The sequence below is a fragment of the Providencia sp. genome (genome assembly GCF_003533305.1).
Taxonomy (GTDB): Bacteria; Pseudomonadota; Gammaproteobacteria; order Enterobacterales; family Enterobacteriaceae; genus Providencia.
The window spans coordinates 77,865-91,930 of sequence record NZ_DOEH01000004.1; the positions used below are offsets into that span (position 1 = coordinate 77,865).

12 protein-coding genes are annotated in these 14,066 nt (G+C 38.8%); 5 read left to right on the top strand and 7 right to left on the bottom strand.

What is annotated here, in order from left to right; translation table 11 throughout:
- Positions 1–6 precede the first annotated feature (6 nt).
- From DD649_RS01080 to DD649_RS01090, 3 genes are all read left to right on the top strand, one after another.
- Positions 7–1,212, top strand: coding sequence for a CoA transferase (locus DD649_RS01080; RefSeq protein ID WP_294101633.1), 1,206 nt, complete (start codon positions 7–9; stop codon positions 1,210–1,212).
- A 2-nt stretch (positions 1,213–1,214) separates the two neighbouring features.
- On the top strand, positions 1,215–2,009 hold the full coding sequence (locus tag DD649_RS01085) for an enoyl-CoA hydratase/isomerase family protein (RefSeq protein ID WP_294101637.1): 795 nt from the start codon (positions 1,215–1,217) through the stop codon (positions 2,007–2,009).
- A 204-nt stretch (positions 2,010–2,213) separates the two neighbouring features.
- Positions 2,214–3,524, top strand: a complete 1,311-nt coding sequence (locus DD649_RS01090; protein WP_294101640.1) for an MFS transporter — start codon at positions 2,214–2,216, stop codon at positions 3,522–3,524.
- Positions 3,525–3,583: 59 nt separating this feature from the next.
- Here DD649_RS01090 and DD649_RS01095 read toward each other — a convergent pair whose 3' ends face one another.
- The 4 genes from DD649_RS01095 to DD649_RS01110 all read right to left on the bottom strand — a co-directional run bounded on the left by DD649_RS01095 (position 3,584) and on the right by DD649_RS01110 (position 7,599).
- Positions 3,584–4,231, bottom strand: coding sequence for a 3-keto-L-gulonate-6-phosphate decarboxylase UlaD (locus DD649_RS01095; protein WP_294101643.1), 648 nt, complete (start codon positions 4,229–4,231; stop codon positions 3,584–3,586).
- A gap of 5 nt (positions 4,232–4,236) precedes the next feature.
- Complete coding sequence (locus DD649_RS01100; protein ID WP_294101646.1) at positions 4,237–5,058, bottom strand: Cof-type HAD-IIB family hydrolase; 822 nt, start codon at positions 5,056–5,058, stop codon at positions 4,237–4,239.
- 247 nt (positions 5,059–5,305) lie between these two features.
- Entirely contained in the window at positions 5,306–5,776 is a 471-nt protein-coding gene (locus DD649_RS01105) for a PTS sugar transporter subunit IIA (protein WP_294101648.1), read from the bottom strand.
- A 62-nt stretch (positions 5,777–5,838) separates the two neighbouring features.
- Complete coding sequence (locus DD649_RS01110) at positions 5,839–7,599, bottom strand: PTS ascorbate-specific subunit IIBC (RefSeq protein WP_294101651.1); 1,761 nt, start codon at positions 7,597–7,599, stop codon at positions 5,839–5,841.
- A 402-nt stretch (positions 7,600–8,001) separates the two neighbouring features.
- Here DD649_RS01110 and ulaR point away from each other — a divergent pair, with 402 nt between their 5' ends.
- Positions 8,002–8,757: an HTH-type transcriptional regulator UlaR gene (ulaR, locus tag DD649_RS01115; RefSeq protein ID WP_294101654.1), complete on the top strand. Its 756-nt coding sequence runs from the start codon at positions 8,002–8,004 to the stop codon at positions 8,755–8,757.
- Positions 8,758–8,872: 115 nt separating this feature from the next.
- Positions 8,873–9,940, top strand: a complete 1,068-nt coding sequence (gene ulaG / locus DD649_RS01120) for an L-ascorbate 6-phosphate lactonase (RefSeq protein WP_294101657.1) — start codon at positions 8,873–8,875, stop codon at positions 9,938–9,940.
- Positions 9,941–10,034: 94 nt separating this feature from the next.
- Here the strand turns inward: ulaG and glmS are convergent, their stop codons facing one another.
- The 3 genes from glmS to DD649_RS01135 all read right to left on the bottom strand — a co-directional run bounded on the left by glmS (position 10,035) and on the right by DD649_RS01135 (position 14,054).
- A complete protein-coding gene (gene glmS / locus DD649_RS01125; protein WP_294101660.1) occupies positions 10,035–11,867 on the bottom strand; it encodes a glutamine--fructose-6-phosphate transaminase (isomerizing) in 1,833 nt (610 codons plus the stop codon).
- A 205-nt stretch (positions 11,868–12,072) separates the two neighbouring features.
- A complete protein-coding gene (glmU, locus tag DD649_RS01130; protein WP_294101663.1) occupies positions 12,073–13,446 on the bottom strand; it encodes a bifunctional UDP-N-acetylglucosamine diphosphorylase/glucosamine-1-phosphate N-acetyltransferase GlmU in 1,374 nt (457 codons plus the stop codon).
- A gap of 182 nt (positions 13,447–13,628) precedes the next feature.
- Positions 13,629–14,054, bottom strand: a complete 426-nt coding sequence (locus DD649_RS01135) for a F0F1 ATP synthase subunit epsilon (protein ID WP_294101666.1) — start codon at positions 14,052–14,054, stop codon at positions 13,629–13,631.
- Between the last annotated feature and the right edge of the window lie 12 nt (positions 14,055–14,066).

A 14,066-nucleotide genomic window follows, 5' to 3' on the forward strand; every position in this document is an offset into this window, starting at 1 on the left:
GGAAATATGTCAATTCTTAAGGGATATCGAGTTTTAGACTGTTCTATTGCAATGGCTGGCCCTTTTGCCGCATTACGAATGGGCGATATGGGGGCTGATGTAATTAAAGTTGAACCAACAACAGGAGAATGGCAGCGGCATACATCTGCTGGTGGTGCTTATGGTAATGTTATTAATACGTCATTTTTATCACTTAACCGTAATAAACGCAGTTTTGCCGTTAATTTAAAAGACGAGGAAGGTAAAGCATTACTGTATAAACTTGTTGAAACTGCGGATGTTTTTTTACAAAACTATCGTCCAGGCGTTGCTGAACGACTCGGTGTTGATTATGAAACACTGAAAAAAATCAAACCTGATTTAATTTATATTTCAATGTCTGGATATGGAGAAAGCGGGCCTTATGCAAAACGTCCAGGGCAAGATTTACTATTACAATCAATGAGTGGTGCAATGCTGAGTACAGGAGCAGAAGGCACACCACCTCAGCCAGCAGGACAATACTTGGTAGATGCGATTACCGCTTATACCGCATTTGAAGGCGCTCTTGCTGCATTGCTACATCGCGAACGCACAGGTGAAGGGCAACTAGTCCAAATCAACATGCTCGACGCAATTATTGCTAATCAAATGCAAGAAATGACCGTATTTACTCAAGGGCTAAAACCTCAACGCCGCAGTGAAGAGGCACATGGTCACTGCTATATCCGTGCTCCTTATGGTGTTTTTCGTACTAAAGATAGTTTTATTACTTTAGTTACTCCACACCTGCCCACTCTTGGCGAAATTTTCGATGTACCTGAACTCAAAGCAATGGATGATGAAATCGCAGGACATTCATTACCTGAGCGTGATTTTATTTTTCGTATTACAAAGGAGAAATTGTTAGAACGCACCACTCAAGAGTGGCGAGATATTTTTGATGAACACCAACTCTGGAGCAGTGATGTATATGGTTATGAAGATGTCATTGCTGACCCTCAGGTCATTCATAATCAAACATTTATTGAATATGAGCATCCAAGTGAAGGCTTGGTAAAAACGCCTGGTTTTGCTATTAAATTTTCAAAAACACCTTCTTCTATTCGATTACCTACACCTTTTATTGGGCAACACACCGACGATATATTACAAGAACTTGGTTGCTCCTCTGAGCAAATTAGCGCTTTAAAAAGTAGCGGCACAGTTGCGACAACACAGGGGGAAAAATAGCCATGGTGAAATTAAATTTCGAAATTGACCCAAATATTCAATTTTCATTAGATGGCTCAATCGCAACTATTGCATTGAATAGACCCGAAAAATTAAATGCAATAACACCATCAATGTCAGTTTCTATCATTAATTTGGCGAATTTTTGTAATGAATCTAATGATGTCAGAGTTGTTATTCTTACAGGATTAGGACCTAAAGCTTTTTGCTGCGGAAGCGACATTAAAGAGCTAGATACTTATCAATCACCATGGGCACATAGAATGAAACATGACCATTGTGATGCTATCGCTCAAATACATAAACCAACCTTATGCGCTATCAATGGTTATGCACTCGGTGGAGGGCTTGAGCTAGCACTATGTTGTGATATCCGTGTGAGTACTCAAAATGCATTGTTCGGTGCACCAGAAATAAAATTGGGCTGGGTTGGCGGCGGCGGAATGGCTGTCTACTTAAATAAAACTGTTGGTGCCTCTAGAGCTTCTCGTCTGCTTTATACAGGAGATTCTATTGATGCAAATACAGGTTTATCTTGGGGTATTGTAGATGAGGTTTTTGACTCACAAGAGGCCATGATGATATCCGTTTTACATCTTGCCAAAACGATAGAAGAACGTCCCCCTATCGCTATCCAAACTGCTAAATTAAATATGCATGCTGCGGTCAATATGCCATTAGACCAAGCTGTTCGCTATGAGCGTGATTTACGAACAATTTGTTTTTATACCGATGATGCGAGAGAAGGGAAAGCAGCTTTTAAAGAAAAAAGAGCGCCTTATTTTCGCGGTGAATAATTTAAAAATGCAGTAATGGAAATTACGTACGAAATAAAAATAACATAATTTCATATCAAAACATGAATTTTAAATAATGTTAACTCACTAATAAATAGTTAATTAAAAGATAGAACATAACAACTTTGTATTTATTTAACGCCAGAATTCTGTTATTGAATTTATAAAAGGCGTCCCTACAATTCTAATAACGGGGGAGACCCTATGAGTACGAAAAAAAAATCAATGAAAGGTGTTGCAGCAGCATCACTGGTTGGTTCTGCACTAGAATGGTTTGACTATTTTCTCTATGGCACAGCGGCCGCATTAGTATTTAATGAAATAATGTTTCCAAAGGGAGACCCTTTTATTTCAACACTTCTAGCATTCTCAACGCTTGCACTTGGTTTTGTTGTACGTCCATTTGGCGCCGTATATTTTGGACAACTCGGCGATAAAATAGGTCGTAAAAAAGTATTAGTTATTACCTTATTATTAATGGGCACAGCAACAACTCTAATTGGTGTCGTGCCAACCTATGAAACAATTGGTGTTTGGGCTCCTATTTCATTAGTTTGTTTACGTCTTCTTCAAGGATTTGGTGCTGGTGCCGAATTTGGCGGGGCCGCTATCCTAACAGCAGAAAGTGCGCCAGCAAATAAACGGGGATTTTATTCATCATTCCCAGGAGTTGGTGTTTATATTGGATTATTACTATCATCAGCAACATTTGCCATTTTAACGCAATTACCAAAAGAAGTTTTTCTCGGATGGGCTTGGAGAATTCCATTCTTATTTAGTATGTTGCTTGTTGCTGTCGCACTAATAATTCGAATGAAACTATCAGAAACTGAAGCCTTTGAAAAATTAGCAGAATCAAATGAAATTAGTAAAAGTCCACTAAAAGAATTAATTAAAACAGAACGAAAAAATCTATATGTTGTTGCCGGCTCTCAAGTAGCACAAAGTGGTGTAAGTTATGTCTACCAAACCTTTGTTATTGCTTATGTGGTAGGGACATTACATATGGCGCCATCAATCGGTCCAGTAGCTGTTGCGATTGCCGCTGCTGTTGCCATGTTTACGACACCAATGTTTGGAGCATTATCAGATAAATTTGGTCGTAAAAAAATCTATATGTTTGGTGCTTCGTTCTCCGCCGCATTTGCTTTCCCATTCTTTTTACTCGTAAATACAGGGACTGCATGGGGGGTTATCACTGCAATGACATTAGGTGTTGGTGTTGGCGTTGCTGCAATGTTAGGAACCCAAGGTGCATTTTTCTCAGAAATATTTCCTTCAAAAGTTCGCTTTAGTGGCTTAGCTCTTGGGCGAGAAATCAGTGCTGCTGCATCCGGTGGTATTGCACCTCTTCTAGCAGTACTGCTATCTGGTTTAGCTGGTGGAGCATCATGGCCAGTAGCTTGTCTTGCGATGGGTATGAGCTTAATTACTATGTACGCGATTTGGCACGCACCAGAAACACACAAAAATAACCTCACCGATTTAATTAAAAATAAAGCTGATCATTCATAATATTTTTAGCTACTTAATTAACCGCAGCGCCCATTCAATGGGCGCTTTAATGCAACTGATTATTTCCAAAAACGATCTATCTGCGTGCGCAATGCTTCTGCGGTTAATTTTCCTTTGTCACCCACCAGCGCACGGCCTGCAATAAAGGCTTTGGCTTTAATTCCTTCAAACAGATGAATGTCTTCTGGCACAATACCACCGGTAATAGATAGCGCTAAGCCTAAATCAGAAAGCTGACGCATTTTAATTAAATCATCATCAGCCCAACCAATACCGGCTAATTCCGCATCTCTTGAACGGTGATAAATCGCTTGTTTTATGCCTAAATCAACCCATTTTTGGGCATCATCTAAAGTCCAATTACCATATAACTCGATTTGAATCTCTCGGTTAAATTCATCAGCCACTTTCTTACAGGCAGCAATAGTCGCAATATGCGCTGCTGCTGACACCGTAATCCAATCTGCACCTGCTTCAAATGCCATACGAGACAAAATTGCCCCACCATCTGTCGTTTTCATATCACAGACAATAATATGTGAAGGATGACTTTTACGCAGTGTAGAAACTGCGCTCATCCCTTCAGCAAAAGCTAAAATCGTACCGATTTCAATAATATCGACAAAAGAACAGACATTATTGGCGACAGTAATTGCATCGTTGAGATTAGTTTGGTCTAAAGCAATTTGAATCAGTGGCTTTGTCATGATGATTATCCTAATATTTTTTCACGGATAAGATAGGCGAGCCCATCTTGATTGTTATTAGTTGAACAAGTGATATCCGCATTCGCTTTAACAGTGTCATCGGCATTTCCCATCGCAATGCCCAAACCTGCGTATGTAAGCATTGAAATATCATTATGATTATCACCCACCGCTATAACTTGCTCTGGCTGATAACCTAATTCAGCAACATACTCCGCCAACCGTTTACCTTTATTATTGCCTTTTGCAGCAAAATCAATTCGGTTTGACCACGATATCTCACCGTTAAAATTGTCTTGCACCCAAGGAAGATTCGACATTTTAGCGATATCGCTTGGCTCACCTTCCACAACAAATTTCCAGATAAATTCGGCGTTTTTCACTTGTTCATTAAAAGAGTCGATTCGATAAATTTTTGGTTTATGTGGGGTATTCAAATTTTTTGCCCACATTTCCATCGCAGTCATGTAATCAATAGGATTGCTATTGGAATAAACCATGGCATCGGTGATATACATCACCAATTTAAATTGGTACTGGCTGGCTAAATCAATAAAAGTCAGCGCATTCTCTTTAGAGAGTGCATTGTGCTTAAGCACTTTTTCATTTTTAAAATCATAAAGATAAGTTCCATTACAACAAATAATTGGGGTGTCTAAACCAAGTTCATCATAATAAGGACGGGCGGCGGTATGATGACGACCAGTGACTATCATGACATGGCACTTATCTTTTGCTTCTTGTATCGCTTGTTTAACCGCTGGGTTAATTTCATGATCGCTATTTAATACAGTTCCATCGAGATCTAAAGCCAATATCTTATACATTTTTTCACCTTTGCTCGTAGTAAGCGCTATTACCCCATTTATAACTAAATACTAATGGAGTAGCCCTTCCCCTAATTAAATTTCGCTGTTAAACGGGTACCATAGCAGAGACTAATAAAAATACAGCTGCAAACTGCAATTCTAACATTTGGTACACCTCACCGTACGAGCTAGCGCAAAGCAACTCATTTTAAAATCACGAACTCAATGGAATTTCATACTGTTAGCGATTATCGTTTGCTAAATATTATTGAGATAACGCCTCATCGATCACTTTATAGACCTCTTCAATGCTGCGACAACGTCGTATTTTATGGAGATCAATTCCCGTTTCACTATTTTCATCATCCAATACTTGGGTAACTTCCATTAAACCTTCCATATGTTCATCAGAAGAACTTCCCGCTAAAGTTATCAATACATCAACAGGTTCATCTTCTCCTTCAAATAAAATAGGTTCTTTTAATGTGACTAAAGCAAAAGCTGTTTTTAGAACGCCATTTTCTGGTCTGGCGTGAGGTAATGCGAGGCTAGGTGCGATACAAATATAAGGCCCTAGCTCATTGATACTACTAATAATAGCTTCGTGATAGGTTGGTAATATTGCCCCTGAGGCAATTAACATATCAGTACCAATCTTAATAGCTTCTTGCCAGTTTTTGGCAGAAGCTTGTAACTTAATAGAATTGTTATCAATTAACGATTGCTTAAAACCCATGACACGCTCTCCTATTGAAATAGATACTAACTAATTAGTATCTATAAATATTTTTATATTATTTATTGAGATTCACTAAAATTAGTCTTAATAATATCGAGAAGTTCATCACCAAATGAATTTGGATTCAGCATATTTTGCACCCCTAAAACAAATTTACCTTCACCTGGATCCATCTCTGCTGAAAGGTGTTTTGACGAAACAATGATATCTGTGGCGCTAAGTTTTGATTTGTAATCTGAAACTGCGCAAGAGTCCATAACATGAGGAATACCTTTCGCTTCGAGATACTTAGCAATTTTCATTTTCATCATCATGGATGAACCTTGACCATTACCGCACACAGCAAGAATACTAACAGGCCTAACTCGACTTAATTGTTCAGAGACTTGTTCGGCTATTTCAGCAACTTCAATTTCTTCAATCTCATTAACCAAAGCAGCTGCATCTTCTTCTGCACGTAATTTTTTTGATGCAAAATACATATAGACCAATGCGAGTGCGATTAAGACAAAGAAGAAATATTTAGAAATTGAGAGGCCTTGCATAATAGGCGGGAACACCAGAGCCCAGTCAGCCATACCCATCCAACCACTAAATTGTGTTCCTTGCTGGCTAATCAAATCAATTGCCCAAGCCGAACCAACAACTTCAATAATTCCCATGATGAAACAAATTTTCATCACCGCTTTCCAACCACCAAAGTGATTAGCGAATACCCCAATTGTGGCATTTGAGAAAAACATAGGAATAAAACCGGGAATAATCATGATGGGAGAGCTGAACGCTAACATGATCAATACTGCTGTAAATTGTCCTAATGCACCCCACATAAAACCAAATACCATCGCATTTGGCGAAAATGCATAAATAGCCGCACAGTCGATAGCTAATACCGCATTTGGAATAACGCGTTCTGAAATTCCTTTAAAAGCCTCGGAAAGTTCAGCAACAAACATTCGCACACCCGTGACGATAATTTGAATCGCAACCGCAAATTTAAGGCCAGTTTCAAGAATATAGATAGTCCAATGGGTTTTTCCTGCCATCTCTTGCAGATTAGTTAAACCGAAAGAAAGCAAAATAATGCCAAAGAAAACTGTCATCACAATAGCTGTCGCGGCGATACTATCATGAAAAATATGTAACCATTTAGGGAGTTTTAGATTATCAACACTATCATTTTTATCCCCTAATTTTGGTGCAACTTTCACTGCAATCCATGATGCAGCCTGCTGTTGATGACCAATTGAAAAACCAGCGCCACCTGTAACCGCTTCTGTGGGTTTAAACATGATATTAGAGAATATACCCCAATATAATGCGATGATTATTGCCGAGTAAATAATGGTCTCCCACATACTCGAGCCCATAACAAAATAAAATACCGCTACTAACCCGGCTTGCTGGAACATAATATGTCCCGTAAGCATAATGGTTCGTATACCTGTAACACGACGAAATAACACCAGTAAAATGTTAATCGCCAATGCGAGTAAAACGATATACCCAACCCATGAATAGTCATCACCCATGGTTTCCATAGTGGCCATCATCGAAGTATAAGGGTCAATCACAGAACCAGTAAGATGGTGGTACTCAGCCATTTTCGCAATAACGGGCTTAAAACTGGAAACAAGCGAATCAGCGCCGACTTGTACTAACATAAAGCCAACGATTGTTTTAATTGTACCTTTGAGAATGGTAGTACCATCTCTTCTGAGCAACCAATAACCAATAAGAGTTACTAAGCCCAGCAAAAGCGGGGCTTTAGTCATTACTTGGCTATAAAAAATATAGAAAGAATTGTACAAAAAATCCATATTTTTACCCTTAAATCAAATTGTATTTGAATTATTATCTAGATTAAAAACACATTACCCTGATCACAGACAGCATTCTCACGTTATAATCAAATAATTAACCAATCCAGTCACTCAAGAACACACAACAATCAAAAGTAATCACCATTTGTTCATTTATGATTATTTAGTTTAGGCTTGTTTGACTAGTAGAAAACCACACAATTGTAGAGCTGATCACAGTTAATATATAAAAACCAATAAAATACAAATAGTTAAAATAATTAACATCTAATATGTATTTTTATTGTTTGAGTTATTGACATTCTCACCCATGATAAATAGAATCAAATACAATCATTTTGAATCATTAAGTTATCATGGCTAAGCAAGAATATGATTTATACACATAAGGCTATGGACATGAATGAAACACAAAGACATTTTGAAATACTGTCTTTACTTAAAGAAAATCAAGTAATTAGCATATCACTAATTACTAAACATTTTAATATATCACCGGCAACCGCACGTCGTGATGTGGCTAAATTGGATGAGCAAGGCAAACTGAAAAAAGTACGTAATGGTGCGGAGCGATTAGAAAATAAAAAAAATAAATGGTCACCACTAAATATAAATAGAACTGACCACTATGAAGAAAAATCGCAAATAGCAATCAAAGCAGCAGAGCTTTGCCAACCTGGCGATAGCGTTGTTATTAACTGCGGCTCTACCGCTTTTCTTCTTGGGCAAAAATTATGTAGGAAAGATGTACAAATCGTCACTAACTACTTTCCTCTTGCCAGTTATTTAATTGAGCAAGAACACGATGATGTCGTGTTAATTGGCGGCCAATATAACAAAGAGCAGAACATATTTCTTAATCCAGCGCTCCATACACTAATGGGATACGCAGGTAACTGGATGTTCACCTCAGGAAAAGGTTTAACCGAAGCTGGGTTGTACAAGTCTGACATGCTAACTGCTGTTGCTGAGCAACAGATGTTAGACCAAATTGATAAATTAGTTGTTGCTGTTGATAGTTCAAAAGTGGGAAGCCGAACGGGTATGTTATTTTGCCCAACCAATAAAATTGATTATTTAATTACTGGGAAAAATGCCGATCCAAAAATTATTAAAGCAATCAAAGCGCAAGGCACTCACGTTATACTGGTTTAATTAGTTTTTGCCAGCTTATTCAACTAATTAAAAATTTATTTTGCATACCGCCTTATTATTTTAAATAAGGCGCTAATCCCTTACATTTTAAATTCATGAAAGAGAAGGTATTACTATGAGTAAAGTAAATGAAATCACCCGTGAATCTTGGATATTAAGCACTTTCCCTGAATGGGGAACCTGGCTCAATGAAGAGATTGAAAAAACAGTCATCGAACCCAATACTTTCTCTATGTGGTGGTTAGGATGTACGGGTATTTGGTTGAAAAGTGCAGGCAATACGAATATTTCAATCGATTTTTGGTGTGGAACAGGTAAAAAAACCCAGAAAAATGCCTTTATGAATCAACAACATCAAATGATGAGAATGGGCGGAGTCGAAGCTCTGCAACCTAATCTACGTACTGCAATTTTCCCATTAGACCCTTTTGCCATCAAAGATGTCGATGCCATTTTAGCGTCCCATGACCACGCTGATCATATAGACGTTAACGTCGCAGCGGCTGTACTACAAAATTGCGGTGACCATGTGAAATTCATCGGACCACAAGCCTGTGTTAATCTTTGGCTAGGTTGGGGCGTACCTGCTGAGCGCTGTATTGTTGCTAAAGTCGGTGATGTGATTGAAATTGGTGACATGAAAATCCGCGTTTTAGACTCTTTCGACCGCACAGCATTAGTCACGCTACCAAAAGGCGTATCTTCTTATGACAAAGACATCCTTGATGCAATGGATGAACGCGCGGTTAACTACCTAATTGAAACCACCGGCGGCTCTATCTATCACTCAGGTGACTCACATTATTCAAATTACTATGCCGCTCACGGTAATCGCTATGATATCGATGTTGCACTACTTTCATTTGGTGAAAACCCACGCGGTGTCACCGATAAAATGACCTCCTCTGATATCCTGCGCGCAGCTGAATCATTAGATTGCACCACCGTCATTCCATTCCACCATGATATTTGGGCTAATTTCCAAAACGACCCGAGAGAAATTGAAGTTCTATGGAATATGAAAAAAGAGCGTTTACAATATAATTTTGCACCATTCTTCTGGCAAGTTGGCGGCAAATATACTTATCCAACCGATAAAGGCCGCATACATTACCAACATTTCAGAGGCTTCCAGGATATCTTTAAAAATGAACCTGAATTGCCATATAAAGCATTCCTTTAATTTCTAAGAATTTAACCATAAAAAAATCCGGTACACTTTTTACAGTGACACCGGATTTATTTTATACGATAAATTCAATATATCGCTTAATTCATTACTCTACAGTTACAGACTTCGCCAAATTACGAGGTTGGTCGACATCTGTACCTTTAATTAAAGCCACGTGATATGACAATAATTGCAGTGGAACAGTATAGAAAATAGGCGCGATCAGCTCTTCTACATGTGGCAGTGAAATAATTTTCATATTTTCACTCGCCTCAAAACCTGCATCTTGATCAGCGAAAACATATAATAAGCCGCCACGAGCACGCACTTCTTCAATGTTTGATTTCAACTTTTCTAACAATTCATTATTCGGCGCGATAATAATCACAGGCATATCAGCATCAATCAGTGCTAATGGACCATGTTTTAGCTCACCAGCGGCGTATGCTTCCGCATGAATGTAGGAAATCTCTTTTAATTTCAAAGCCCCTTCAACCGCGATAGGGAACTGTTCACCACGACCTAAGAATAGTGCATGACTTTTATCAGAGAAATCTTCCGCCAGCGCTTCAATCACTTTATCTTGAGACAACATACTTTCAATACGCGCAGGTAAAGCATGTAGTGCGTTCGAAATATTTTGCTCTAATTCAGGATTAGCACCTTTTAAACGGCCCATATATGCCACTAACATCAACAATACTGTCAGCTGAGTGGTAAAGGCTTTAGTTGATGCAACACCGATTTCAGCGCCCGCTTTTGTCATCAAGGCAAATTCAGATTCACGGACTAATGAAGAGCCAGCGACGTTACAGATGGCTAAAGACGTTAAATAACCCAACTCTTTAGACAGACGCAAAGCTGCGAGCGTATCCGCAGTTTCGCCTGACTGAGACAGTGTTATCATCAAACTACCTTTACGAAAAGCAGGTTTACGATAACGATATTCAGAGGCTATTTCGACATCACAAGGAATTCCCGCTAGAGACTCAAACCAATATCGTGCAACCATACCTGCATTAAAAGATGTACCACAAGCAACGATTTGAATATGCTCTACATTAGAAAGAATTTCGCTCGCTTTAGGTCCTAGCTCGCTAAGATTAATGCCATTATCTTGACTAAAACGCCCTTCTAAGGTGTTTTTAATCGCCATTGGCTGCTCATAAATCTCTTTTTGCATATAGTGGCGATAAATACCTTTATCACCTGCATCATATTGAACGCTAGATTCGATTTGTTCACGTTCAACCGCAGCACCTTGGTTATCAAAAATACGTACAGAACGGCGTGTCACTTCAGCAATATCCCCTTCTTCAAGGTAGATAAAACGACGAGTAACAGGTAAAAGCGCTAGTTGATCTGATGCTAAGAAATTTTCGCCCACACCCAGCCCAATAACTAACGGGCTACCAGAACGAGCTGCAACTAATAATTCTGGAATACGGCTATCCATAACCACTGTGCCATACGCGCCTCGTAATTGCGGGATAACACGCTGAACAACTTCGAGTAATGAACCGCCTTTTTCTTGCTCGTGATGAACAAGATGAGCAATAACTTCGGTGTCTGTCTCAGAACTAAATACATAGCCGAGTTGCTTTAGATGCTCTTTAAGCTCTAAATAATTTTCAATGATACCGTTGTGAACAACAGCAATATAACCAGATGTATGCGGGTGAGCATTTCGCTCACTTGGCGCACCATGAGTAGCCCAACGTGTATGTGCTATACCCATTCCACCAGATACTGGGTTCTTTTCAACTTCATCCGCCAGCATTTTAACTTTACCGACTTCACGTAAGCGTTGAAGATGACCTTCATGGTCAACAACCGCCATACCGGCTGAGTCATAACCACGATATTCAAGGCGACGAAGACCTTCTAATAGAATTTCTGCGATATCACGTTGTGCGACTGCACCTACAATTCCACACATAATTGATTAATTCCTAAATAATATTTTGTCGCAACCTGATTATTTTACAGTTTTCACTGTTCCCCAGCCTTGTAGAAAATGGGGTATTTTTTATCTAACTATTTTTATATTGCTACCTTAGGTAGCTATTTTATGTGTAACTATTTTAAATATTTTCTAATACTGCATTTCAAAATAGGGGAAATACATTATTTCCCCTTAAAATTTATTTATTTTTTTTTACTGGTCGTTGCCAGTTTTTAATATGTATTTGTTTAACACGACTCACGACTAATTCGTCTTCATTTACATCTCGAGTTACCGTAGTTCCAGCACCAATGGTTGCACCGTTAGCAATCGAAACAGGGGCAATTAATTGAGTATCTGAACCAACAAAAACATCATTACCAATCACAGTCTTATATTTATTCGCACCATCATAGTTACAAGTAATTGTTCCGGCACCAATATTCACATTATCGCCAATTTGAGCATCACCTAAATAAGATAAGTGACCGGCTTTGGAACCAAGTCCCAGTGAGGCATTTTTTATTTCAACAAAATTGCCTACATGCGCTTTAGCTGCCAATTTAGCACCTGGACGTAAACGAGCAAAAGGTCCAACTGTGCAATCAGTGGATAATTCAGAATTTTCTATAACTGAATAAGGACTAATTATTGAGTTATCGCCTATCACACAATCTTTTAAAATACAGCCTGATTGAATTTGGACGTTATTACCAAGAGTTACGTGACCTTCAATAATCACATTGGTATCAATAACAATGTCGCGCCCATGTGTTAAAGTTCCGCGAATATCAAAACGGTCAGGATCAATTAACATCACGCCCGCTAATAATAATTTTTCGGCTTGCTCTTTTTGGTAAATACGTTCAAGAGCAGCAAGTTGCAGTCTATTATTCACGCCTTCCATTTCACTAAGACGACTTGGATGAACAGTCGCAACCTTATTTCCTTCTTTATGAGCAAGTGCAATAATATCAGTAATATAATATTCGCCTTGCGCATTATCATTATTCAGTTGAGCCAACCAACGTTTGAAGTCTTTACCGCTTGCAACCATAATTCCTGTATTAATTTCTTGGATTTTACGTTGCGCTTCAGTGGCATCTTTTTGCTCTATAATACCAATGACTTCATTATTTTCACGAATGATACGGCCATAACCTGTTGGGTTATCTAAAATAACAGTCAGTAAACCAATACCGCCTTCAGGTTTCACTTCAATAAGACGCTGTAAGGTGTCCTGCGCAATTAAAGGCACATCACCATATAACATAATGATATCTTCATCGTCTTGAAAGTTAGGTGCAGCTTGCTGCATTGCATGACCCGTTCCAAGCTGCTCAGCTTGTAAAACCCAATTTAAATTTTGGTCACCCAATTTATTTTTCAGTAAATCACCGCCATGCCCGTATACCAGATGGATATCTGATGCACCGATAGATTTTGCTGTATCAATAACATGCTGAACCATTGGTTTACCTGCAAGTAAATGCAAAACCTTAGGCAGCTCTGAATACATCCGTGTGCCTTTACCGGCAGCTAAAATCACGACACTTTTTCTTTGCACAGTCATATTTTCCTGAAACTCCAACTTTGGGGTGAAAGTAAACCTATTTCCTGTCTAAATTACTACATATTTCGCATAAATAAAAAAGCCAGTTAGCATAAACCAACTGGCTTCTCACTATATACCCTTTGTTTTTCAAGCTACAACCATATTGACTGTAGCTCAAATTATTTTGGGTATAGCTATAATTACATAAGCTTTTTAGTCAATTCGATTACTCGAAGTTTGGCTATTGCTTTTGCAAGTTCTGCCGATGCCTGAGCATAATCAACATCACCGTGTGCTTTGCGAATATGTTCTTCCGCTTTGCGTTTAGATTCCACTGCGCGAGCTTCATCTAAGTCTTTACCACGGATAGCTGTATCAGCAAGTACGATAACACCTGTTGGCTGTACTTCTAAAATACCGCCTGAGAGGTAAATTAGCTCTTCTTCACCAAACTGCTTAGTAATACGTACCATGCCCGGTTTTATGGCAGTCAGCAGCGGGGTATGCTGTGGATAAATCCCTAGCTCACCTTCACTACCTGTTACCTGAATTTTCTGTACTAGGCCTTCAAACAAACGTTTTTCGGCACTAACCACATTCAGGTAGTATGTCATTGCAGATACCATATCAACCTCCTG

Coding starts and splice junctions, on each gene's coding strand:
- DD649_RS01090 (WP_294101640.1), top strand. CDS start 2,214: ATGAGTACGAAAAAAAAATCAATGAAAGGTGTTGCAGCAGCATCACTG.
- ulaG (WP_294101657.1), top strand. CDS start 8,873: ATGAGTAAAGTAAATGAAATCACCCGTGAATCTTGGATATTAAGCACT.
- DD649_RS01135 (WP_294101666.1), bottom strand. CDS start 14,054: ATGGTATCTGCAATGACATACTACCTGAATGTGGTTAGTGCCGAAAAA.
- DD649_RS01085 (WP_294101637.1), top strand. CDS start 1,215: ATGGTGAAATTAAATTTCGAAATTGACCCAAATATTCAATTTTCATTA.
- DD649_RS01100 (WP_294101646.1), bottom strand. CDS start 5,058: ATGTATAAGATATTGGCTTTAGATCTCGATGGAACTGTATTAAATAGC.
- DD649_RS01110 (WP_294101651.1), bottom strand. CDS start 7,599: ATGGATTTTTTGTACAATTCTTTCTATATTTTTTATAGCCAAGTAATG.
- DD649_RS01105 (WP_294101648.1), bottom strand. CDS start 5,776: ATGGGTTTTAAGCAATCGTTAATTGATAACAATTCTATTAAGTTACAA.
- glmS (WP_294101660.1), bottom strand. CDS start 11,867: ATGTGTGGAATTGTAGGTGCAGTCGCACAACGTGATATCGCAGAAATT.
- ulaR (WP_294101654.1), top strand. CDS start 8,002: ATGAATGAAACACAAAGACATTTTGAAATACTGTCTTTACTTAAAGAA.
- DD649_RS01080 (WP_294101633.1), top strand. CDS start 7: ATGTCAATTCTTAAGGGATATCGAGTTTTAGACTGTTCTATTGCAATG.
- glmU (WP_294101663.1), bottom strand. CDS start 13,446: ATGACTGTGCAAAGAAAAAGTGTCGTGATTTTAGCTGCCGGTAAAGGC.
- DD649_RS01095 (WP_294101643.1), bottom strand. CDS start 4,231: ATGACAAAGCCACTGATTCAAATTGCTTTAGACCAAACTAATCTCAAC.